21 protein-coding genes are annotated in these 21,576 nt (G+C 55.6%); 15 read left to right on the top strand and 6 right to left on the bottom strand.

What is annotated here, in order from left to right; genetic code table 11:
- Positions 1–82 precede the first annotated feature (82 nt).
- Positions 83–991, bottom strand: coding sequence for a LysR substrate-binding domain-containing protein (locus tag J4613_RS05775; RefSeq protein ID WP_000024658.1), 909 nt, complete (start codon positions 989–991; stop codon positions 83–85).
- A gap of 125 nt (positions 992–1,116) precedes the next feature.
- Between J4613_RS05775 and J4613_RS05770 the strand changes: the two genes are divergently transcribed.
- The 6 genes from J4613_RS05770 (at position 1,117) to dusC (ending at position 7,149) form a co-directional block, all read left to right on the top strand.
- Complete coding sequence (locus tag J4613_RS05770) at positions 1,117–2,475, top strand: aromatic acid/H+ symport family MFS transporter (RefSeq protein WP_000194222.1); 1,359 nt, start codon at positions 1,117–1,119, stop codon at positions 2,473–2,475.
- An 11-nt stretch (positions 2,476–2,486) separates the two neighbouring features.
- Positions 2,487–3,524, top strand: coding sequence for a gentisate 1,2-dioxygenase (gene gtdA / locus J4613_RS05765; RefSeq protein WP_001289857.1), 1,038 nt, complete (start codon positions 2,487–2,489; stop codon positions 3,522–3,524).
- Between the two features lie 15 nt (positions 3,525–3,539).
- A complete protein-coding gene (locus tag J4613_RS05760) occupies positions 3,540–4,241 on the top strand; it encodes a fumarylacetoacetate hydrolase family protein (RefSeq protein WP_000170621.1) in 702 nt (233 codons plus the stop codon).
- A gap of 8 nt (positions 4,242–4,249) precedes the next feature.
- Complete coding sequence (gene maiA, locus J4613_RS05755; RefSeq protein WP_000781182.1) at positions 4,250–4,894, top strand: maleylacetoacetate isomerase; 645 nt, start codon at positions 4,250–4,252, stop codon at positions 4,892–4,894.
- Positions 4,895–4,908: 14 nt separating this feature from the next.
- Positions 4,909–6,102 (top strand): 3-hydroxybenzoate 6-monooxygenase, encoded by a 1,194-nt coding sequence (locus J4613_RS05750; protein ID WP_000150103.1) that lies wholly within the window; start codon positions 4,909–4,911, stop codon positions 6,100–6,102.
- A gap of 108 nt (positions 6,103–6,210) precedes the next feature.
- Positions 6,211–7,149 carry a tRNA dihydrouridine(16) synthase DusC gene (gene dusC / locus J4613_RS05745; protein ID WP_001264838.1) on the top strand — a complete coding sequence of 313 codons (939 nt, stop codon included), beginning with the start codon at positions 6,211–6,213 and terminating at the stop codon, positions 7,147–7,149.
- Positions 7,150–7,206: 57 nt separating this feature from the next.
- On the opposite strand, the gene yohP is transcribed toward dusC, so the two are convergent.
- Positions 7,207–7,290, bottom strand: a complete 84-nt coding sequence (gene yohP / locus J4613_RS05740; RefSeq protein WP_000698460.1) for a small membrane protein YohP — start codon at positions 7,288–7,290, stop codon at positions 7,207–7,209.
- A gap of 317 nt (positions 7,291–7,607) precedes the next feature.
- Here yohP and mdtQ point away from each other — a divergent pair, with 317 nt between their 5' ends.
- Together mdtQ and J4613_RS05730 are read left to right on the top strand one after the other, a co-directional pair.
- Complete coding sequence (gene mdtQ, locus J4613_RS05735) at positions 7,608–9,044, top strand: multidrug resistance outer membrane protein MdtQ (RefSeq protein ID WP_001081461.1); 1,437 nt, start codon at positions 7,608–7,610, stop codon at positions 9,042–9,044.
- Positions 9,045–9,109: 65 nt separating this feature from the next.
- Positions 9,110–9,871, top strand: a complete 762-nt coding sequence (locus tag J4613_RS05730) for an SDR family oxidoreductase (protein ID WP_000169608.1) — start codon at positions 9,110–9,112, stop codon at positions 9,869–9,871.
- 48 nt (positions 9,872–9,919) lie between these two features.
- On the opposite strand, the gene J4613_RS05725 is transcribed toward J4613_RS05730, so the two are convergent.
- The gene (locus tag J4613_RS05725; RefSeq protein ID WP_001523476.1) at positions 9,920–10,489 is read right to left on the bottom strand and encodes a DedA family protein; all 570 of its coding nucleotides are present in this window, start codon (positions 10,487–10,489) and stop codon (positions 9,920–9,922) included.
- A 158-nt stretch (positions 10,490–10,647) separates the two neighbouring features.
- On the opposite strand from J4613_RS05725, the gene J4613_RS05720 reads away from it, so the two are divergent.
- The gene (locus J4613_RS05720; protein WP_001017057.1) at positions 10,648–11,235 is read left to right on the top strand and encodes a Yip1 family protein; all 588 of its coding nucleotides are present in this window, start codon (positions 10,648–10,650) and stop codon (positions 11,233–11,235) included.
- Between the two features lie 165 nt (positions 11,236–11,400).
- Complete coding sequence (pbpG, locus tag J4613_RS05715; RefSeq protein ID WP_000911555.1) at positions 11,401–12,348, top strand: D-alanyl-D-alanine endopeptidase; 948 nt, start codon at positions 11,401–11,403, stop codon at positions 12,346–12,348.
- Between the two features lie 57 nt (positions 12,349–12,405).
- Here pbpG and dld read toward each other — a convergent pair whose 3' ends face one another.
- On the bottom strand, positions 12,406–14,136 hold the full coding sequence (gene dld / locus J4613_RS05710; protein WP_000095233.1) for a D-lactate dehydrogenase: 1,731 nt from the start codon (positions 14,134–14,136) through the stop codon (positions 12,406–12,408).
- A 266-nt stretch (positions 14,137–14,402) separates the two neighbouring features.
- Between dld and bglX the strand changes: the two genes are divergently transcribed.
- The 5 genes from bglX (at position 14,403) to J4613_RS05685 (ending at position 20,626) form a co-directional block, all read left to right on the top strand.
- Positions 14,403–16,700, top strand: coding sequence for a beta-glucosidase BglX (gene bglX / locus J4613_RS05705; RefSeq protein ID WP_000871543.1), 2,298 nt, complete (start codon positions 14,403–14,405; stop codon positions 16,698–16,700).
- A 180-nt stretch (positions 16,701–16,880) separates the two neighbouring features.
- Positions 16,881–17,798, top strand: a complete 918-nt coding sequence (locus tag J4613_RS05700; protein ID WP_000155869.1) for an ABC transporter substrate-binding protein — start codon at positions 16,881–16,883, stop codon at positions 17,796–17,798.
- A 3-nt stretch (positions 17,799–17,801) separates the two neighbouring features.
- Entirely contained in the window at positions 17,802–18,971 is a 1,170-nt protein-coding gene (locus tag J4613_RS05695) for an ABC transporter permease (protein ID WP_001278120.1), read from the top strand.
- Positions 18,964–19,911: an ABC transporter ATP-binding protein gene (locus tag J4613_RS05690; RefSeq protein ID WP_000569165.1), complete on the top strand. Its 948-nt coding sequence runs from the start codon at positions 18,964–18,966 to the stop codon at positions 19,909–19,911. Before J4613_RS05695 ends, J4613_RS05690 begins: the two co-directional genes overlap by 8 nt.
- Positions 19,895–20,626, top strand: coding sequence for an ABC transporter permease (locus tag J4613_RS05685; protein WP_000824857.1), 732 nt, complete (start codon positions 19,895–19,897; stop codon positions 20,624–20,626). Before J4613_RS05690 ends, J4613_RS05685 begins: the two co-directional genes overlap by 17 nt.
- Here the strand turns inward: J4613_RS05685 and J4613_RS05680 are convergent.
- Both J4613_RS05680 and mlrA read right to left on the bottom strand, forming a co-directional pair.
- Complete coding sequence (locus tag J4613_RS05680) at positions 20,607–20,714, bottom strand: protein YohO (RefSeq protein WP_001261696.1); 108 nt, start codon at positions 20,712–20,714, stop codon at positions 20,607–20,609. The genes J4613_RS05685 and J4613_RS05680 overlap by 20 nt on opposite strands.
- Before the next feature lie 59 nt (positions 20,715–20,773).
- Entirely contained in the window at positions 20,774–21,505 is a 732-nt protein-coding gene (gene mlrA / locus J4613_RS05675) for an HTH-type transcriptional regulator MlrA (RefSeq protein WP_001240417.1), read from the bottom strand.
- Between the last annotated feature and the right edge of the window lie 71 nt (positions 21,506–21,576).

Raw genomic sequence — 21,576 nt, 5'->3', positions numbered from 1 at the left:
CGTGCTACCGATCACATCATGAATTCTTAGCATAGTGGGTATAGACAGCAGGAACATCGGGCAATGCCCCTGGTCGGCGGCGCTAAACCTGGGCTAAAAAATACAAAAAGCGACTCAGGGCCAAAGACGGCGTCTCATTCTTACGCCAGAACATCCCTACGCTGCCTTTTTGCTCAATTTTTGGCAAGTTTAAAATCGCCAGTTGCCCCTGGCTGGCATAGCGTTGCGCCAGCCGTAAAGAAAGAATAGAGATCATATCGCTGCTTTGCAGCAAATTGGTGCTGACGTTCATTGACGCCGATTCAATGGTGTTTTCCGGGAGCATGACGCCATTATCGACGAGGGCGTTATCAATACTGATGCGAATAGGGGTGCCGGTTGGCCAGACTATCCACCGCCAGTGCGCCAGATCGCTCCAGGCGATCTGCGCTCGCGCGGCCAGCGGATGGTGCGGACGCGCCACAAAGCAGACCGGCTCGGTATAAAGTACCTGATAATTAAGCGGCAGTTGCAGGGCACGGCCGCCGACACGCCCTACCACCACATCCACCTGACCGGCAAGCAAATCGTGCAGCAGCGGCGTCATTACCTTCTCTTCAATATTCAGATGCAGCGTCGGCATTTCGTTAAGCAGGCTCAGAATCGCCTGTGATACGCAGTCAGTCGCCACGGGCGAACAGCCGATCTTCAGGCTGCCAACCAGGCCGCCCTGCTTGAAACGGGCGATTTCATACTGTGAACGCTCCAGATCGTTAATTAGGCGCTGGGCGTGCTGGAGCAGTAATTTACCGCCTTCCGAGGGGCGTAGTCCTTTACTGTGGCGCTCAAAAAGCGTGATGCCTATCTCATCTTCGAGTTGAGATAGCCACTTCGATAGCGCCGGCTGGGAGATATTCATCATCCGGGCGACGTGCGTCAGGTTGCCCTGTTCGCCCAGCGCAACCAGCGTTTGCAGGTGATGTAATTTCAATTTCTGCGCCCAGTTCGCCATTCGCTATAACCTCCAGGTTATGTCTCTGCCTGAAAAGCCATTGTACATTTTATCGCTCACTCTACAAACTCGTAACATAGCAAACATAAAAACAACATCTATCTCCCTGCACTGAGGCATTAGCTATGACTCAACGACGTGATCTACAAGCCCTTATTGATGCCGCGCCCGTCGGCAAAATGCAGTGGCGCGTTATCATCTGCTGTTTTCTGGTGGTTATGCTCGACGGTTTTGACACCGCCGCGATTGGCTTCATCGCCCCGGATATTCGTACTCACTGGCAGCTAAGCGCCAGCGAACTTGCGCCGCTGTTTGGCGCAGGGCTGCTGGGGCTTACGGCCGGCGCGCTGCTATGCGGGCCGCTGGCGGATCGCTTTGGCCGCAAGCGGGTCATTGAGCTTTGCGTGGCGCTATTCGGCGCATTGAGCCTGCTTTCCGCTTTCTCGCCGGATATAGAAACCCTGGTGTTGCTGCGCTTCTTAACCGGTCTGGGACTGGGCGGAGCGATGCCGAATACCATCACCATGACGTCGGAATACCTTCCCGCTCGTCGACGCGGAGCGCTGGTCACGCTGATGTTCTGCGGTTTTACCCTGGGGTCGGCGATGGGCGGGATTGTGAGCGCGCAACTGGTGCCGCTGATTGGCTGGCACGGAATTCTGGCGCTAGGCGGCATCTTGCCTTTGATGCTGTTTTTCGGCCTGCTGTTCGCGCTGCCGGAATCTCCCCGCTGGCAGGTACGTCGCCAACTACCGCAAGCCGTTGTCGCCCGGACGGTCAGCGCCATTACCGGCGAGCGCTATCACGATACGCAATTCTTTCTGCATGAGACGGCAGCCGTCGCCAAAGGCAGTATTCGCCAGCTTTTTGCCGGGCGACAGCTTGTCATTACCCTGATGTTATGGGTGGTGTTCTTTATGAGCCTGCTCATTATCTATCTGCTTTCCAGCTGGATGCCGACGTTACTTAACCATCGCGGTATTGATCTGCAACAGGCGTCGTGGGTGACTGCCGCATTCCAGGTTGGCGGCACGCTTGGCGCGCTGTTACTCGGCGTGTTGATGGATCGGCTTAACCCGTTCCGGGTACTGGCGGTGAGCTATGCGCTGGGCGCGGTTTGCATTGTCATGATAGGCCTGAGCGAAAACGGCCTTTGGCTGATGGCGCTGGCGATTTTTGGTACTGGCATCGGTATTAGCGGTTCCCAGGTAGGGCTTAATGCTCTGACGGCGACGCTGTACCCCACCCAAAGCCGGGCGACGGGCGTGAGCTGGTCGAACGCCATTGGACGCTGCGGGGCGATTGTCGGTTCGCTCTCCGGCGGCATGATGATGGCCCTCAATTTCTCTTTCGATACGTTGTTTTTTGTCATTGCTATTCCGGCGGCTATCAGCGCGGTAATGCTTACCCTGCTGACGGTGGTTGTCCGCCTTTCGATTTCTGTACCTGACGACCTGCCGCGTGCCAGCGTCGTAAACGAATAAGGAGAATCTCCATGTCTGAAATAAATCAGAACGTAAAAGATAGCCGTCAGCAGTATTACCAGCATATTTCCGGGCAGAATCTGACGCCGCTGTGGGAATCGTTACATCACCTGGTACCGCAGACGCCAAACGCCAACTGCGCGCCGGCCTACTGGAATTATCAGGAAATTCGTCCGCTACTGATGGAAAGCGGCAATGTCATTGGCGCGAAAGAGGCGATCCGCCGGGTGCTGGTGCTGGAAAATCCGGCATTGCGCGGTCAGTCGTCGATCACGGCGACCTTATATGCTGGTTTACAGCTGATCCTGCCCGGCGAAGTCGCGCCGAGTCATCGCCATAACCAGTCGGCGCTGCGTTTTATCGTCGAAGGTAAAGGCGCATTTACCGCGGTGGACGGCGAGCGCACGCCAATGCATACCGGCGATTTTATCCTGACGCCGCAGTGGCGCTGGCACGATCATGGTAATCCGGGATCAGAGCCGGTGGTATGGCTGGATGGTCTGGATCTGCCGTTAGTCAACCTCCTGGGCTGTGGGTTTGCGGAAGACTATCCCGAAGATCAGCAGCCGGTGACGCGAAAAGAGGGCGATTATCTGCCGCGCTATGCAGCGAATATGCTGCCGCTGCGCCACCAGCGCGGGAACTCGTCGCCGATTTTCAACTACCGTTACGACCGCAGTCGCGAGGCGCTGCACGATCTGACCCGTATGGGCGATCCGGATGAGTGGGAAGGCTACAAGCTGCGTTACGTTAATCCCGTCACCGGCGGTTATCCGATGCCGTCGATGGGCGCGTTCCTGCAACTGCTGCCAAAAGGCTTTGCCTCGCGTGTGGCGCGGAGCACCGACAGCACTATCTACCACGTCGTTGAAGGGGCAGGGCAGGTCACTATCGGCAACGAAACTTTTCATTTTTCCGCAAAAGACATTTTTGTGGCGCCGACCTGGCATGAGGTGTCGTTTCGCAGCAGCGAAGACACGGTGTTATTCAGCTTTTCGGACAAGCCGGTTCAGGAAGCCCTGGGGCTGTTCCGCGAAGCACGTTATTAATTAGGGAGAGAGAACATGACCAAATATGTATTCCAGCCGCAGGCCCCGGTGACAGTACCCGTGGCGGGCAGTGATGAGCAGTTTCCGGTACGTCGCGTTTACTGCGTGGGTCGCAACTATGCCGCCCATGCCCGTGAAATGGGCTTTGATCCCGATCGCGAACCGCCGTTCTTCTTTTGTAAACCAGCGGACGCTGTCGTCCCGGTAGCGGCGGGGGATACCCTGGAACTGCCGTATCCGGCGCAGACCGATAACTACCATTATGAAATTGAGCTGGTGGTGGCGATTGGTAAAAAAGGGAGCGATATTCCGCTGGAAAAAGCCCATGAATATGTCTGGGGATACGCCACCGGTCTGGACATGACGCGTCGCGATCGTCAGATGGAAATGCGTCAGATGGGACGCCCGTGGGAAATCGGCAAAGCGTTCGATCTCTCCGCGCCCATTGCGCCATTACACAAAGCCGCTGAAACGCATAATGTGGATAACGCCCCTATTTGGCTACAGGTTAACGGCGAAGACCATCAGCGCAGCGATATTCGTCACCTGATTTGGTCGGTGAATGAAACCATCAGCTATTTGTCCGGCTTTTTTGAATTGCAGCCAGGCGATTTGATTTTCACCGGTACGCCAGAGGGGGTGGGCGCCGTGGTGAAAGGGGATGTCATCACCGGGAACGTAGAAGGTCTGACGCCGATTGCTGTGAAAATTGTCTGAGGTGAACGATGAAGCTGTACAGTTTCTTTAATAGTTCGGCGTCTTATCGTGTACGTATTGCGCTGGCGTTAAAGGGGATTGATTACCAGACGGTGGGCGTCAATATTCGTATCGGCCAGCAGAATGCGCTGGCCTACCGACGGATGAATCCGGTAGGCCTGGTGCCGACGCTGGTCACTGATGACGGCGAATCGTTGGGGCAATCGCTGGCCATCGTCGACTGGCTGGACCGACATTTTCCGCAAACGCCGCTGCTGCCGACGAGCGACCCGGCGCGCAGCCAGGCGCTGGAAATTGTCTACGCTATCGCCTGCGATATACACCCAATCAATAACATGCGCGTGTTGCGCTACCTGACCGATGAGCTGAAGGTTAGAGAAGAGGATAAAAAACGCTGGTACGCCCACTGGATACAACAAGGGTTAAGCGCGGTAGAGCAGCTATTGCGTAAAAGTCAGTCCGGACGATTCTGCGTGGGCGACGCGCCAGGCCTTGCGGACTGCTGCCTGATTCCTCAGTGGGCGAATGCGCTCAGGATGGGCTGCGATTTATCAGGCTATCCGCGCTGTAAAGCCGTTTATGACGCCTGCGTACAGCTACCGGCGTTTATTGCCGCCGCGCCGGAAAATCAACAAGATAAAATCCCGGCCTGAAAAGGAGAATGACCATGACTCACGTGACAAGCGCAATTATTGTAGGTGGCGGAATCGGCGGCGCGGCGACCGCGCTGTCGCTGGCGCGCCAGGGAATAAAAGTCATGCTGTTGGAAAAAGCGCACGAAATTGGCGAGATTGGCGCGGGTATTCAGCTTGGGCCGAACGCTTTTTCGGCGCTGGATAGTCTCGGTGTGGGCGATGTTGCCCGCCAGCGTGCGGTGTTTACCGATCACATTACCATGATGGATGCCGTGAATGCCGAAGAAGTGGTATGCATTGAAACCGGACAGGCGTTCCGCGACCATTTTGGCGGGCCGTATGCGGTAATTCACCGGGTAGATATTCATGCAACGGTATGGGAAGCGGTGCTGACGCACCCTGGCGTGGAGTATCGTACCTCGACCCATATTGTCGATATCCGCCAGACGCCGGATGACGTTACGGTGTTTGATGAGCAGGGAAATAGCTGGACGGCGGATATTCTCGTGGGCTGCGACGGCGTTAAATCGGTCGTGCGGCAAAGTTTACTCGGCGATGCGCCGCGCGTAACGGGGCATGTAGTTTATCGGGCGGTGATTGATTGCGACGATATGCCGGACGATTTACGTATTAACGCACCGGTGCTATGGGCAGGCCCGCATTGTCACCTGGTCCATTATCCGCTCCGTGGAGGTCAACAGTACAATCTGGTGGTGACATTCCACAGCCGCCAGCAAGAAGAGTGGGGCGTGAAAGACGGCAGTAAAGAAGAGGTGCTCTCTTATTTTGCCGGCATTCATCCCCGCCCGCGTCAGATGCTGGATAAGCCGACCTCCTGGCGTCGCTGGTCGACCGCCGATCGTGAGCCGGTCGCGAAATGGGGAACCGAGCGTATCACTCTGGTGGGCGACGCCGCGCATCCGGTGGCGCAATATATGGCCCAGGGCGCCTGTATGGCGCTGGAAGACGCCGTCACGCTAGGCAAAGCGCTGGAACGCTGCGACGGCGACGCGCAGCAGGCATTTGCGCTGTATGAGTCGGTGCGTATTCCCCGCACGGCGCGTATCGTCTGGTCTACCCGCGAGATGGGGCGTCTCTATCACGCCGCCGGGGTGGAGCGTCAGGTGCGTAATCTGTTGTGGAAAGGGAAATCGCAGGAGGCGTTTTATCGCGGTATCGAATGGCTGTACGGCTGGAAAGAAGATAACTGTCTTGAGCCGCGTTGAGCACTTTACGTGACGTAGCGTGGCGTTTGCGCCGCCACCCGGCAAAAAGTTTTGCTCATCGCAGAGAGGCGTTATGATAGCGCCTCTTTTTTTGCTGTGGATACCGATATGCGTGTTTTACTGGCGCCGATGGAAGGCGTGCTCGACGCGTTAGTGCGCGAGCTGCTGACCGAAGTGAATGATTACGATCTCTGCATCACCGAATTTGTGCGCGTGGTGGATCAGCTGCTGCCGGTAAAAGTGTTTCATCGCATCTGCCCGGAGTTGCATCACGCCAGCCGCACGCCGTCCGGCACGCCGGTGCGTATTCAGCTTCTGGGTCAGCATCCGCAGTGGCTGGCGGAAAACGCCGCGCGGGCGACGGCGTTGGGATCGTATGGCGTGGACCTGAACTGCGGCTGTCCGTCAAAAGTGGTGAACGGCAGCGGCGGCGGCGCGACATTGCTCAAAGATCCCGAACTCATCTATCAGGGCGCGAAAGCGATGCGGGCCGCGGTACCGTCGCATCTGCCGGTGACGGTAAAAGTGCGTCTCGGCTGGGATAGCGGCGATAGAAAATTTGAAATCGCCGATGCGGTGCAGCAGGCCGGCGCCAGTGAACTGGTGGTGCATGGTCGTACCAAAGCGCAGGGCTACCGCGCCGAGCATATCGACTGGCAGGCGATCGGCGAAATACGCCAGCGTTTGACTATTCCGGTTATCGCGAATGGCGAAATCTGGGACTGGCAGAGCGCGCAGGCATGTATGGCGACCAGCGGCTGCGATGCGGTGATGATTGGCCGTGGGGCGTTAAATATTCCTAACCTGAGTCGGGTGGTGAAGTATAACGAACCGCGTATGCCGTGGCCGGAAGTGGTGACGTTATTACAAAAATATACCCGACTGGAAAAGCAGGGCGATACCGGTTTATACCATGTCGCGCGTATTAAACAGTGGTTGGGATATTTACGTAAGGAATATATTGAGGCGATAGAACTTTTTCAGTCGATTCGGGCGTTAAACCGTTCGTCCGAGATTGCGCGGGTGATTCAGGCTATTAAAATCTAATCTCTACAGCGTCCAGAACGTGTGCCGGGCAGATACTATCGCTGCCCGGCGCAGGAATCAGAAAATCATCTTAAACACGCCCGTTACCACCAACAGCCCAATCAGAAAAATAATTAAGATTGCCCATAGAAGAATTTTCATTGTTTGTCCCTTTATTGGTAAATACAAACAAAGTATAGGAAAGTATTAAGCCATCTGCTGCTTTGTTGGGCGCGGCGACGTTTAACTCATGAAGGCTGCTGGCGCGTATTGCAGCAAAATCGTTCATTTATGAACGGGTTAGTGGGACTTTTCATTGAAGTATTACATCAAAAAATGTATCAGATGAAATTATTTGCTAATCATATAAATTTCAAAATATGTCTTTTGTTGTCTGATGATGTATTGCCACGCGTAACTAAAAAATAGTTCGCCGTAAGACGTACTCTCTGCGCACCTTTTTTTATCAGAACACCTCCATGAATCGTAATTCTTTCCTTGCCGCGACAGCGAGCTTACCGCTTTTTATTTTGCTGGCGGGCTGCGCCCCTATGCACGATACCCGCCAGTCGCTGACCCAGCAGACGCCCTCTTCTCATGTTGATTCCAGCCTGCCGGCGGCATTGAAAAACGGTTGGCCGGATAGCCAGTGGTGGAAGGCGTATCACGATGCGCAGCTTGACGCGCTGATTGATAATGCCATACAGCATTCGCCGGATATGCAGGTGGCTGAACAGCGTATTCAACTGGCGGAAGCGCAGGCGAAAGCGGTTGAGGCGCAGGACGGCCCGCAGCTCGACTTTTCTGCCGACATTGAGCGCCAGCGAATGTCCGCGGAAGGGCTTATGGGGCCATTCGCGATTACCGACCCCGCGGCGGGAACGACCGGGCCGTGGTATACCAACGGTACATTCGGCCTGACGGCGGGCTGGGATCTGGATTTATGGGGGAAAAACCGCGCTGAAGTTACCGCGCGGATCGGGGCGGTCAAAGCGCGCGAAGCGGAGCAGGAGCAGACCCGACAACTGCTGGCAAGCGGCGTGGCGCGACTCTACTGGGAGTGGCAGACGCAGGCGGCGCTGAAAAATGTGCTGATGCAAATCGAGCATGAGCAGCAAAACGTGGTGACGGTAAACCGGGAGCTGTATCAACACGGCATTACTTCTTCTGTTGAAGGGGTCGAGACCGATATCGACGCCAGCAAAACCCAGCAGCAGTTGAATGACGTTAACGGTAAAATGAAGGTTATTGAAGCGCGGCTCAGCGCGTTAACCAATACGCAATCGGCGGCGCTCAAGCTGCGTCAGGTGAGTCTCCCCGCCGTTGAAAGCCGGTTACCATCGCAACTGGGGTATTCGCTGCTGGCGCGCCGGGCGGATCTACAGGCCGCGCACTGGTACATTGAATCCTCGTTGAGCAGCATTGACGCCGCGAAGGCCGCGTTTTATCCCGATATCAATCTGATGGCTTTTTTACAGCAGGATGCGTTACATCTGAGCGATCTGTTCCGCCATTCCGCACAGCAATATGGCATTACCGGCGGGCTGACGCTGCCGATTTTCGACAGCGGCAGGCTGAATGCCAACCTCGATATCGCCAAAGCGCAAAGCAACCTTTCTATCGCCAACTACAACAAAGCGGTGGTAGATGCGGTTAATGATGTGGCGCGCGCCGCCAGTCAGGTAGAGACGCTGGCGCAGAAAAATCAGCATCAGCAGCAGATTGAGCATGACGCGCAGCGTGTGGTCGGTCTGGCGCAAGCGCGCTTTAATGCCGGTATTATTGCGGGTTCCCGCGTGAGCGAGGCCAAAATCCCGGCACTGCGCGAGCAGTGTAACGGCTTGCTGTTGCAGGGCCAGTGGCTGGATGCCTCTATTCAGCTTACCAGCGCGCTGGGCGGCGGTTATCATTCCTGATTTTTCCGGATGATTCAGACAGGGTTCCTATACTTAGGCTGTGTATGATTCATCCGGAGAGGAATATGACCAAAGTCGCAATTGTAACGGCATCAGATTCGGGAATTGGCAAAGCGTGTGCGTTGTTATTAGCACAAAACGGTTTTGATATTGGTATCACCTGGCATTCCGATGAACGCGGCGCGCAGGAGACGGCAAAAAAAGCGGCGCAGTTTGGTGTGCGGGCAGAGACCATTCATCTTGACCTGAGCCAGTTACCCGAGGGCGCGCAGGCCATTGAACATCTTATCCAGCGCCTGGGGCGCGTTGACGTGCTGGTCAATAATGCCGGGGCGATGACCAAATCCGCGTTTATTGATATGCCGTTTACGCAGTGGCGGCAAATTTTTACCGTGGATGTCGACGGCGCGTTTCTCTGCGCGCAGATCGCCGCCCGGCATATGATTAAACAAGGAGAGGGAGGGCGCATTATCAACATCACCTCCGTCCATGAGCATACGCCGCTTCCGCAAGCCAGCGCCTATACCGCGGCGAAACATGCGCTGGGCGGATTGACTAAATCCATGGCGCTGGAACTGATTGAGCATCATATTTTGGTCAACGCCGTCGCGCCAGGCGCTATCGCCACGCCGATGAATGATATGGATGACAGCGACATTGAGCCGGGATCGGAACCCTCAATCCCTATCGCCCGACCAGGTTCTACGCATGAAATAGCCAGCCTCGTCGCCTGGCTGTGTTCGGAAGGAGCAAGCTACACCACCGGTCAGTCGCTGATTGTCGACGGCGGGTTTATGCTGGCGAATCCGCAATTCAACGCAAAATAAACGCCGGGTGCCGGATGGCGGCGTTATGCCATCCGGATACCATCGGGTTTAACGGGCCTCCGCTTTGCCGCGTCTTTTCAGCCACCAGCGCACGCCCACCACCAGGACGATGGCCAGAATCAGCCAGACCCCGTGCCTGAGATGCTGATCGAGGTCGTGCAGCCATGGCGCGATCACCTCGCCGCCAAGATATCCCAGCGTGGTAAACAGCAGCGCCCAGATCAGCGCGCCTACAATATTCAGCGGCAGAAAAATTTTAGGCGGCAGGCGGCTGGCGCCAATCAGCAGCGGGCCAACCACCCGGAAGCCATACATAAAACGCGTGCCGATCACAAACAGATACGGATGGCGTTGGATCATTTTCTGCGCGCGACGAATCTTCGTATGATAACGGGGGAAACGACGCAGGATCTTCCCGCCATAGCATCGTCCTAACAGGTAAAGTAGCTGATCGCCCATCATCCCTCCCAGCGCGACGGCCGCCGCCACCAGCGGAAACTTGAGCAATCCCTGATGCGCCGCGACGCCCCCCAACAGGGTAACGGTTTCACCTTCGGCCATACTGCCGATAACCAGCGCCGCATAGCCATAATGCGTAATAAGCGTGTTGATATCCATGCGTAAACCACCTCCGGCATTAAGCATACACCCTGGCAAGAGGCGTGCGCGGCAAAGCCGACGTTTTGCCGGAGACTATTTTGCCATTGTTCATAAAATAACCAGAAACTGAATTATACTTGAACATACTGGCATCTGAGGCAGCAGAAGGGGGCAGTATGAACCATGTATGGGGGCTTTTTTCCCATCCCGATCGGGAAATGCAGGTGATCAAAAGCGAAAACGAAACCGTTTCGCATCACTATACGCACCATGTTTTGCTGATGGCGGCGATTCCCGTCGTCTGCGCCTTTATCGGCACGACGCAAATCGGCTGGAATTTTGGCGACGGCAACGTGTTACAACTCTCGCTGTTTACCGCTTTTGCGCTGGCGGTCTTGTTCTACGGCGTGATGCTGGCGGGCGTCGCGGTGATGGGACGCGTCATCTGGTGGATGGCGCGAAACTATCCGCAACGGCCATCGCTTGCGCGCTGTATGGTTTTTGCCGGCTATGTCGCGACGCCGCTGTTTTTAAGTGGTCTGGTGGCGCTCTATCCCCTGGTATGGCTATGCGCACTGGTCGGCGCTGTCGCGCTTTTTTACACCGGCTATTTGCTGTATTTGGGTATTCCGACTTTCCTTAACATTAATAGAGAGGAAGGATTAAGCTTCTCCAGTTCGACGCTCGCTATCGGCGTGCTGGTCCTGGAGGTGCTACTGGCGATCACCGTGATCCTGTGGGGATACGGCTACCGCCTGTTCTGATGAGAAAAAGGGCTGGCGCAAAAGCCAGCAATGCAGCATTTGCTGACGATTCTTCTGTAGCGGCAACGCTGGCGTGCCGCTATGATGCCACTGCTAGCTTGAGTATAATCTTAGCTCAGGCGGTGTGCGTTACGACGCGCGTGAATCATTATCAGAAATCTCATCATGCTGAAATTCCGAGCTTCATTCCTGAGCCTTGCTCTGATGTTGGCCGTACCTTTTGCCCCGCAGGCCGTGGCGAAAACGGCAGCGACAACCGCGGCGTCTCAACCTGAGATTGCCTCCGGTAGCGCAATGATTGTTGATCTCAACACCAATAAAGTGATCTATTCGAACCACCCGGATCTGGTGCGTCCGATTGCCTCGATAACCAAATTAATGACGGCGATGGTCGTGCTCGACGCGCGATTGCCGCTGGATGAAATACTGAAGGTCGATATCAGCCAGACGCCGGAAATGAAAGGGGTTTACTCCCGCGTGCGCCTGAACAGCGAAATTAGCCGCAAAAATATGTTGCTGCTGGCGTTGATGTCATCCGAAAACCGTGCGGCGGCAAGCCTGGCGCACTATTATCCTGGCGGTTATAACGCATTTATTAAAGCGATGAATGCGAAGGCGAAAGCGCTGGGCATGACGCATACCCGCTTCGTTGAGCCGACGGGGCTGTCGATTCATAACGTCTCGACCGCGCGGGATTTAACAAAATTGCTGATTGCCACGAAGCAATACCCGCTGATTGGCCAGCTAAGCACCACGCGCGAAGACATGGCGACATTCTCGCATCCGGCGTATACGCTGCCGTTTCGCAATACCAACCATTTGGTCTACCGTGATAACTGGAATATCCAGTTAACGAAAACCGGATTTACCAATGCGGCGGGGCATTGCCTGGTGATGCGTACCGTGATCAATAACAAACCGGTCGCGCTGGTGGTCATGGACGCGTTCGGCAAATATACCCACTTTGCGGACGCCAGCCGCCTGCGTACATGGATTGAAACCGGTAAAGTCATGCCCGTTCCGGCTGCCGCGCTGAGCTATAAAAAGCAAAAAGCCGCGCAAATGGCGGCAGCCAGCGCCAGTGCCGGAGCGCAAACCGCACAGAACGATTAAGTCGCCGCAGGCCCGGCAGGCATCGCGCCGCCGGGCTTCACGGTAAACCGCACGGTGTTAATGCGTTTCGTCGGGCGTATTTTCCTGCCAGAATTTCCGCTTACTCGTTTTGCCGATACCGGGGTTCATACTGTTGGTCGGGTCATTTTGCCGATAAAAACGCGTCAGCGTTTCCGGCGCTTTATACAGATGTCCAACGTTGTGCTCCGCCGGGTATTGTGCCCCGCGCGCCTGCAACAGCTCCAGCATTTGCGCTTTCAGCGCATGGACGTCGACGCCTTTCTTCACGATATAGTCCTGATGAAAAACGTGGCACATAAAGTGACCGTAATAGAGTTTATGTACCAGTTGGCTGTCGATTTCCGGCGGCAGATGCTCGAACCAGTCGGTATCGTTGCGGCGCAGGGCGATATCCAGCGCCAGGATATCTTCCACTTCATCAGCGTGTACGGCCTGATAACGAATCGCTGCGCCAGCAGCGGCGAAGCGGTGCAGGAAGGCTTTGCTGCCTTCTTCCGGCGTACAGGTGAAGAAACCGCCCTCAGCGGATTTAAAAAATTCATTCAGCCAGCGTTGCGCTTCTGCGACGCCGTCTCCCGCCATTTTTAACAGCAGATGATGCTCATATTTATCGCGCCAGTTTTTCATTCGCGGCGGCAGATGGCTGGGAAACAGGTGGCCGAATTTCTGCATCGCGCGGTCGGTGAAATGCGGACGGAAAAATTTTACTTTTTCCAGCATCGCATCGGTTCGGCCTTTTAGCGTGAAAAAGAACGGCATCTTGTCGGTGCCGAGTTTATCGATCATCAGAAAGGTATCTTTACCGTACTGCTCCGCAATATCGTAGATATCGCGATGCATATATTCTCCCGCCACTGGCAGATTGACGAAGTTCGCCAGAATATGCCGACGGATTTCAGTCAGTACCGCGGGCTGATTGGTGCCGATATAAAAAACCTGCTGATTTTTTTCCGCTGCAAAGGTATCAAGGCGAACGGCAAAAACCGCCAGTTTTCCGGCGCAGCCGGAAGATTCAAACAAACGGTCCGGGTCGGCGTTATAGCGGGCGGGCGTATCGGCGTTGATATCTCGTACCCGCGTCACGTAGTCGTGATCGTGCGCATGACGACCATCGTGACGCACATCCTCATCTTTAATCCGTTCATCATCCAGCTTGCTCAGGATCTGCTCCGGCGTATGCCCAAGATCGATACCCAGATGATTGACCAGTTGCAGTTTGCCTTGGTCGTCAATACGGGCAAAGAGCGACATCTCGGTATAGGCCGGGCCGCGCTGCACCAGCGAGCCGCCGGAGTTATTACAGATACCGCCGATGACCGACGCGCCGATGCACGACGAACCAATCACCGAGTGCGGTTCACGGCCCAGCGGTTTAAGCGCTTTTTCCAGCGCATAGAGCGTCGTACCGGGCCAGGCCAGAACCTGTTGGCCGTTATCCAGTAAGTGCAGCTTATCCAGCCGCTGGGTGCTGATAATCACAATATCGCGATCGTAGTCGTTGCCGTTCGGCGTGGAGCCTTCCGTCAGACCGGTGTTGGCGGCCTGCATCAGAATAATTTTGTCAGCGTTAACGCAGGCGTTGAGCACACGCCACAGTTCGAGTAATGAACCCGGGAAAACAACGGCCAGCGCGTCGCCCTGACCGGAACGGAAACCCTTGCGATAGCGGGCGGTTTTGGCGGGGTCTGTCAGCAGGTGAGAATGGCCTACCAGGCGGGCCAGCTCATTCAGGAACGTTTTATTATCAGTCATTGTTATGGAAGACATTCTCCACTCCTTGTGGTGGGACAAAATATCAGCGTTAAGCATAGCGCTTTGTATGACAATACGCTTTCTCATTCAAATTGTTTCTGTGTTGGTGGTATTCATTTGCCGCCTTGATACCATTTGCTGGCGGTTGTGTATTCGACTGTGCGGAAAATTAGGAGAATAACCTTCGCTTTCTTCTCCTCTCGCGTTTAGGCTTATGGCAAACTGCGGTTTTTATTCTGTTTTTACCGCCTCGTCGGGATAAAGATAAAGAGAGACTCAACATGAAATGGTTATGTTCAGTAGGTGTTGCTGTGAGTCTGGCGATGCAGCCAGCATTGGCGGAAAACCTGTTTGGCAATCACCCGCTGACGCCCGAAGCGCGCGACGCGTTCGTCACGGATTTACTCAAGAAAATGACTGTCGATGAAAAAATTGGTCAGTTACGTCTGATTAGCGTCGGCCCTGATAACCCGAAAGAAGCGATTCGCGAGATGATCAAAGACGGGCAGGTAGGGGCGATTTTCAATACCGTCACCCGCCAGGATATCCGTCAAATGCAGGATCAGGTGATGGCGTTGAGCCGCCTGAAAATTCCTCTCTTTTTTGCCTATGACGTGGTACACGGCCAGCGAACCGTCTTCCCGATAAGCCTCGGTCTGGCTTCTTCTTTTAATCTGGATGCGGTAAGAACCGTAGGACGCGTATCGGCGTATGAAGCGGCGGACGACGGCCTGAATATGACCTGGGCGCCGATGGTGGATGTCTCCCGCGATCCGCGTTGGGGACGCGCCTCCGAAGGCTTTGGCGAAGATACATATTTAACCTCTATCATGGGCGAAACCATGGTGAAAGCGATGCAGGGCAAAAGCCCGGCGGACCGCTATTCGGTGATGACCAGCGTGAAACATTTTGCCGCCTATGGCGCCGTTGAAGGCGGTAAAGAATACAACACCGTGGATATGAGTTCCCAGCGTCTGTTTAATGACTACATGCCGCCGTACAAAGCGGGGCTGGATGCGGGGAGCGGCGCGGTGATGGTGGCGCTGAACTCGCTGAACGGCACGCCTGCGACGTCAGATTCCTGGCTATTGAAAGATGTCCTGCGCGATGAGTGGGGCTTTAAGGGAATTACCGTTTCCGACCACGGCGCTATTAAAGAACTGATTAAACACGGTACCGCGGCCGACCCGGAAGATGCGGTGCGCGTGGCGCTAAAGGCAGGGGTGGATATGAGCATGGCGGATGAGTATTACAGCAAATATCTGCCGGGTCTGATTAAGTCGGGCAAAGTGACGATGGCGGAACTGGACGACGCGACGCGCCATGTGCTCAACGTAAAATATGACATGGGATTGTTTAACGACCCCTATAGCCATCTGGGGCCGAAAGAGAGCGACCCGGCGGACACCAATGCCGAAAGCCGCCTGCATCGTAAAGAGGCGCGGGAAGTGGCGCGGGAAAGTGTGGTACTGCTGAAAAACCGGCTGGAAACGCTGCCGCTGAAAAAATCGGGCACCATTGCCGTTGTTGGGCCGCTGGCCGACAGTCAACGTGATGTCATGGGGAGCTGGTCTGCTGCTGGGGTCGCGAATCAGTCGGTGACGGTGCTGGCGGGTATTCAAAATGCCGTCGGCGACGGGGCGAAGATCCTCTATGCCAAAGGGGCGAATATCACTAACGATAAAGACATCGTCGATTTCTTAAACCTGTATGAAGAGGCAGTTAAAATCGATCCGCGCTCACCGCAGGCGATGATTGATGAGGCCGTACAGGCGGCGAAACAGGCCGATGTGGTGGTCGCAGTGGTAGGCGAGTCGCAGGGGATGGCGCATGAAGCCTCCAGCCGTACCAATATCACCATTCCGCAGAGTCAGCGCGACTTAATCACCGCTCTGAAAGCCACCGGTAAGCCGCTGGTACTGGTATTAATGAACGGCAGACCGCTGGCGCTGGTAAAAGAAGATCAACAGGCCGATGCGATTCTGGAGACCTGGTTTGCCGGGACGGAAGGCGGCAACGCCATTGCCGATGTGCTGTTTGGCGATTACAACCCGTCAGGCAAACTGCCGATCTCCTTCCCGCGTTCGGTGGGACAAATTCCGGTCTATTACAGCCATCTCAATACGGGACGCCCGTATAATCCTGAAAAGCCAAACAAATACACCTCACGTTATTTTGACGAAGCGAATGGCCCGCTCTATCCGTTTGGTTACGGTCTGAGCTACACCACATTTACGGTGTCTGACGTCACGCTCTCCTCACCGACAATGCAACGCGACGGCAAAGTCACGGCCAGCGTAGAGGTCACGAACACCGGTAAACGCGAAGGGGCCACGGTCATCCAGATGTACTTACAGGATGTCACGGCATCAATGAGCCGCCCGGTGAAGCAATTAAAAGGCTTTGAAAAAATCACCCTCAAGCCCGGCGAACGTAAAACCGTGAGTTTCCCGATTGATATCGAGGCGTTGAAGTTCTGGAATCAGCAGATGAAATATGACGCGGAACCCGGCAAGTTCAACGTCTTTATCGGCGTGGATTCCGCTCGCGTTAAACAAGGATCGTTCGAACTACTGTAAGCCTGCCGTCAACAGGGCGCGATAGCAGCGCCCTGTCTGGCAATGACTTTTCCTGTCCCCCCTTTTATTGCCTGCCACGTCACTTAAACTGCCGGAAAATCCCAGGTTAAACGCAGACTTTTCAACTATGCTTTTTTCTCAAGTCTCTGAAAAAGGCCGTAAAAGGATGAGGAAAGCATCATGACGATCTCAAAGCTATGGGTAAGTTCGCTGGCGTTGCTGGCGACGGTGAGTTTACCTCTACAGGCGGCATCGCCCGTGACGGTCGGGTCAAAGATTGATACCGAAGGCGCACTGCTCGGCAACATGATTTTGCAGGTACTGGAAAGCCACGGCGTTAAAACGGTCAATAAAATTCAGCTCGGGACGACGCCAGTCGTTCGTGGCGCGATTACCGCCGGAGAGCTGGATATCTATCCGGAATACACCGGTAACGGGGCGTTCTTTTTTAAAGATGAAAACGATCCGGCATGGAAAAATGCAAAGCAAGGCTTTGAGAAAGTCAAAAAACTGGATGCGGAGCAGAATAAGCTGGTCTGGTTGACGCCTGCGCCGGCCAACAACACCTGGACCATCGCGATACGTCAGGACATCGCGGAAAAAAATAAACTCTCCTCGCTTGCCGATCTCAGCCGTTATCTGAAAGAGGGCGGCACTTTTAAACTGGCGGCGTCTGCGGAATTTATCGAACGGGCGGATGCGCTGCCGGCATTTGAAAAAGCCTATGATTTTACCTTGAATCAGAACCAGCTCTTGTCGCTGGCGGGCGGCGATACGGCGGTCACGATCAAAGCCGCCGCGCAACAAACATCCGGCGTTAACGCCGCGATGGCGTATGGCACCGACGGCCCGGTCGCCGCGCTGGGTCTGCAAACCCTGAGCGACCCGAAAGGCGTCCAGCCTATCTATGCCCCCGCGCCGGTAGTGCGTGAATCGGTGTTACAGGCCTATCCGCAGATAGCCGACTGGCTGCAGCCCGTTTTCGCCAGCCTTGATGAGAAAACGCTGCAACAGTTGAACGCCAGAATCGCCGTAGAAGGGCTGGATGCGAAAAAAGTCGCCGCAGATTACCTCCGACAAAAAGGGTGGGTGAAGTAATCTGTGAGTGATGCTGCCAAAAAAATTACGGTTAATCGTGTGCTGTTGCTGTTGGTTGTTCTGACCCTGCTTGCTGTCGCGCTACCTTTCATTAATTACGCCCCGAATCGTCTGGTGAGCGGCGAGGGGCGCCAGTTATGGGAGATCTGGCCGGCGACCATCTGGATGCTGACTGGCGCGGGATGCGCGCTGTTTACGTTGTGCTTTGTACCCGGTAAACGCGGTAGCGTACTGACGCTGATGATGGCGCAGACGCTTTTTATTGTCATGCTGTGGGGAGTCGGCAGGGCGGCGACCCAGTTGGCGCAGGAGGGCAGCCCGCTGGCGCGTACCAGTCTGGGAAGTGGATTGTGGCTGGGCCTCGGTCTGATGCTGCTGGCCTGTAGCGATGCGATCCGCCGTATTACCGTTGGGCCGCTGTGGCGCTGGTTGCTGCACGCGCAAATTGTCATTGTCCCGCTGGCGCTGCTGTTTTCAGGCACGTTCGACAACCTCTCGCTTCTGAAAGAGTATACCAACCGCCAGGATGTTTTCGATGCCGCGCTGGTGCAACATTTAATGTTACTGGCGGGCACGGTGCTGCCGGCGCTGGCGATCGGACTACCGTTGGGCGTCTGGTGTTATTTTTCCGCCTCACGCCAGGGGCCGGTGTTTACCGTACTGAATGTGATCCAGACTATTCCTTCCGTCGCGCTGTTTGGCCTGCTGATCGCGCCGTTGGCCGGGCTGGTGAAACAGTTTCCGTGGCTTGCCGAATTCGGCGTCGCGGGAACCGGCATGACGCCTGCGCTGATAGCGCTGGTGCTCTATGCGTTATTGCCGCTGGTGCGCGGCGTGGTCGCCGGGCTCAATCAGGTGCCGCGCGATGTGCTGGAGAGCGCAAGAGCCATGGGAATGAGTAGCGGCCAGCGCTTCAGGCATGTGCAACTGCCGCTGGCGCTGCCGGTCTTTTTACGTAGCCTGAGGGTAGTCATGGTCCAGACAGTGGGAATGGCCGTCGTCGCCGCGCTGATTGGCGCGGGAGGTTTCGGCGCGCTGGTGTTTCAGGGGCTATTGAGCAGCGCCATTGATTTAGTCCTGTTGGGCGTCATTCCGGTGATTGCGCTGGCGGTAGTGATCGACGCGCTGTTTGATTTATGGATCGCGTTTTTGAAGGGAGCAACCGATGATTGAATTTAACCATGTTAGTAAAACCTTCGGCGATCAACAGGCTGTTAGCGACCTCAATTTGCACTTTAGCGAAGGCAGCTTTTCGGTGTTAATTGGCACCTCCGGTTCGGGAAAATCGACCACTCTGAAGATGATTAACCGGCTGGTAGAGCATGATAGCGGAACGATCCGTTTTGCCGGGGAAGAGATCCGCAGCCTGCCGGTGCTTGAACTGCGTCGTCGCATGGGCTATGCCATTCAGTCTATCGGCCTTTTTCCCCACTGGACGGTGGCGCAAAATATCGCCACCGTACCGCAACTACAAAAGTGGTCGCGTGCACGGATTAACGATCGTATTGACGAACTGATGGCATTATTGGGTCTGGAAAGCGCGCTGCGCGATCGCTATCCGCATCAGCTTTCCGGCGGGCAACAGCAGCGGGTCGGCGTTGCGCGGGCGCTGGCTGCCGATCCGCAGGTATTGCTGATGGACGAGCCTTTCGGCGCGCTTGATCCGGTAACGCGCGGCGCATTGCAGCAGGAGATGACCCGCATTCATCAGCTGCTGGGGCGCACCATCGTACTGGTGACGCACGACATCGACGAGGCGCTACGCCTCGCCGACCATCTGGTGCTGATGGACGGGGGCCACGTTATCCAACAGGGATCGCCGCTTTCTATGCTGACCTCGCCGGAAAATGATTTCGTGCAGGCATTTTTTGGCCGCAGCGAGCTGGGCGTAAGGCTGCTTTCGTTACGTAACGTAGGCGATTATGTACGTCGGCATGAACAGCTCAGCGGCGACGCGCTGGTGGAAGAGATGACGCTACGCGATGCGCTATCGATGTTTGTCGCCCGTCGGTGCGACGTCCTGCCGGTGGCGAATCAGCAGGGCGAGCCCTGCGGTACGCTCCATTTCCGCGATCTGCTTTCGGAGACGTCCCCCCGTGAAACGACTGTGTGATCCGCTTCTCTGGCTTATTGTTCTGTTCTTGCTTCTGCTGTTTGGATTGCCTTATAGCCAGCCGTTCTTCGCCGCGCTGTTTCCCGATTTACCGCGCCCGGTCTACCAACAGGAGAGTTTTGCCGCCCTCGCGCTCGCCCATTTCTGGTTGGTGGGCATCTCAAGTCTGTTTGCCGTCGTGGTGGGCGTCGGCGCAGGGATGGCGGTCACGCGAGAAAGTGGGAAAGAGTTTCGTCCCCTGGTGGAGACTATCGCCGCCGTCGGGCAGACCTTTCCGCCGGTCGCGGTACTGGCGATCGCGGTACCCGTCATGGGTTTTGGTCAGCAACCGGCCATTATCGCCTTGATCCTGTATGGGGTGTTGCCCATCCTGCAGGCGACCCTGGCCGGGCTGGGCGCGGTGCCTGCCAGCGTGATGAGCGTTGCCAGCGGTATGGGAATGAGCCGTCGCCAACAGTTGTATCAGGTTGAGCTGCCGCTGGCCGCGCCGGTGATTCTGGCGGGCATCCGAACCTCGGTGATTATCAATATTGGTACGGCGACCATCGCTTCAACGGTGGGGGCCAGTACGTTAGGCACGCCGATCATTATCGGGCTTAGCGGCTTTAATACGGCCTATGTTATCCAGGGGGCGCTGCTGGTGGCGCTGGCGGCGATCATTATCGATCGCCTGTTTGAAAGGCTGACGCGCGCGCTTACCCGGCACGCAAAATAAAACTGTAACCTGCCAGCATCACGCCGCCGATACCGCCAATAGCCATCAGCAGGAAAAGGGCGATCACCCCGATTTTCGCTACGCGCATTATGTACTCCTTATGTTAATAAAAGGAGTATACATTAAAGCGAATTTGTTAGCTGCTGTTTAAACGCCAAGGGGATGAATGTCGTGTCCCTGGGCGCGCCATGCCAGGAGTTGCTGCTGCTGCGCCAGCGTCTGGTTTTCTCCGCACCATACCAGTAACGTCTTGCCGTCAAAAAGTTCCGGGCGGAACTGGCTAAGCGAATGCGCCAACACGTCGATTCGCCATCCCTGTTGGCTGGCGACCCAACCTTCCAGCCACAGGCGGGTGGTATCATGGATATTCCAGCCGATCACCAACGCATCTTTTCCCTGTTTCTTACGCGCAGACGCCAGGCAGAGCGCAATATAGTTGATCAGGATACCGTCAAGAATGCCGAGCAGCGCCTGAAGGGCGGGTTGTTGGCACTGTAATCGTCGCCGCAGTGGGACGAACAGGTTAGTGGTCAATGTTTGGGCAGGATAATCCTGACCGCGTTCTTTGACCCATAACCGTAAACTGTGCAGATTACTGCTTTGCAGGTAGTGCAGCAGGATCTCCTGCTGTTCGCGCCAGCCGTTAGGTTGTTCGCTACTGTCGCTACTGAGCAGCACTTTGACTTTGCTGACCTGGACGCCGTTATCTATCCAGCGCTTGATTTCGCGGATTCTGTCGATATCGGCATCGTTAAACAGACGATGACCGCCATCCGTTCGCTGTGGTTTTAAAAGTCCATAACGTCTCTGCCACGCGCGCAACGTGACAGGATTGATATCACAAAGCAAAGCCACTTCACCAATTGTGTAAAGCGCCATCGTTTCACCCTTGCTCGCGAGGTCCCGGTTTAACTTTAGACGCTCTTTTAGGAACCAGGAAGTTTTGCCTG

This window comes from Salmonella sp. 32020114201800008SM, from assembly GCF_017572025.1.
GTDB lineage: Bacteria > Pseudomonadota > Gammaproteobacteria > Enterobacterales > Enterobacteriaceae > Salmonella > Salmonella enterica.
This window is presented reverse-complemented; position numbering and strand designations above follow the sequence as displayed.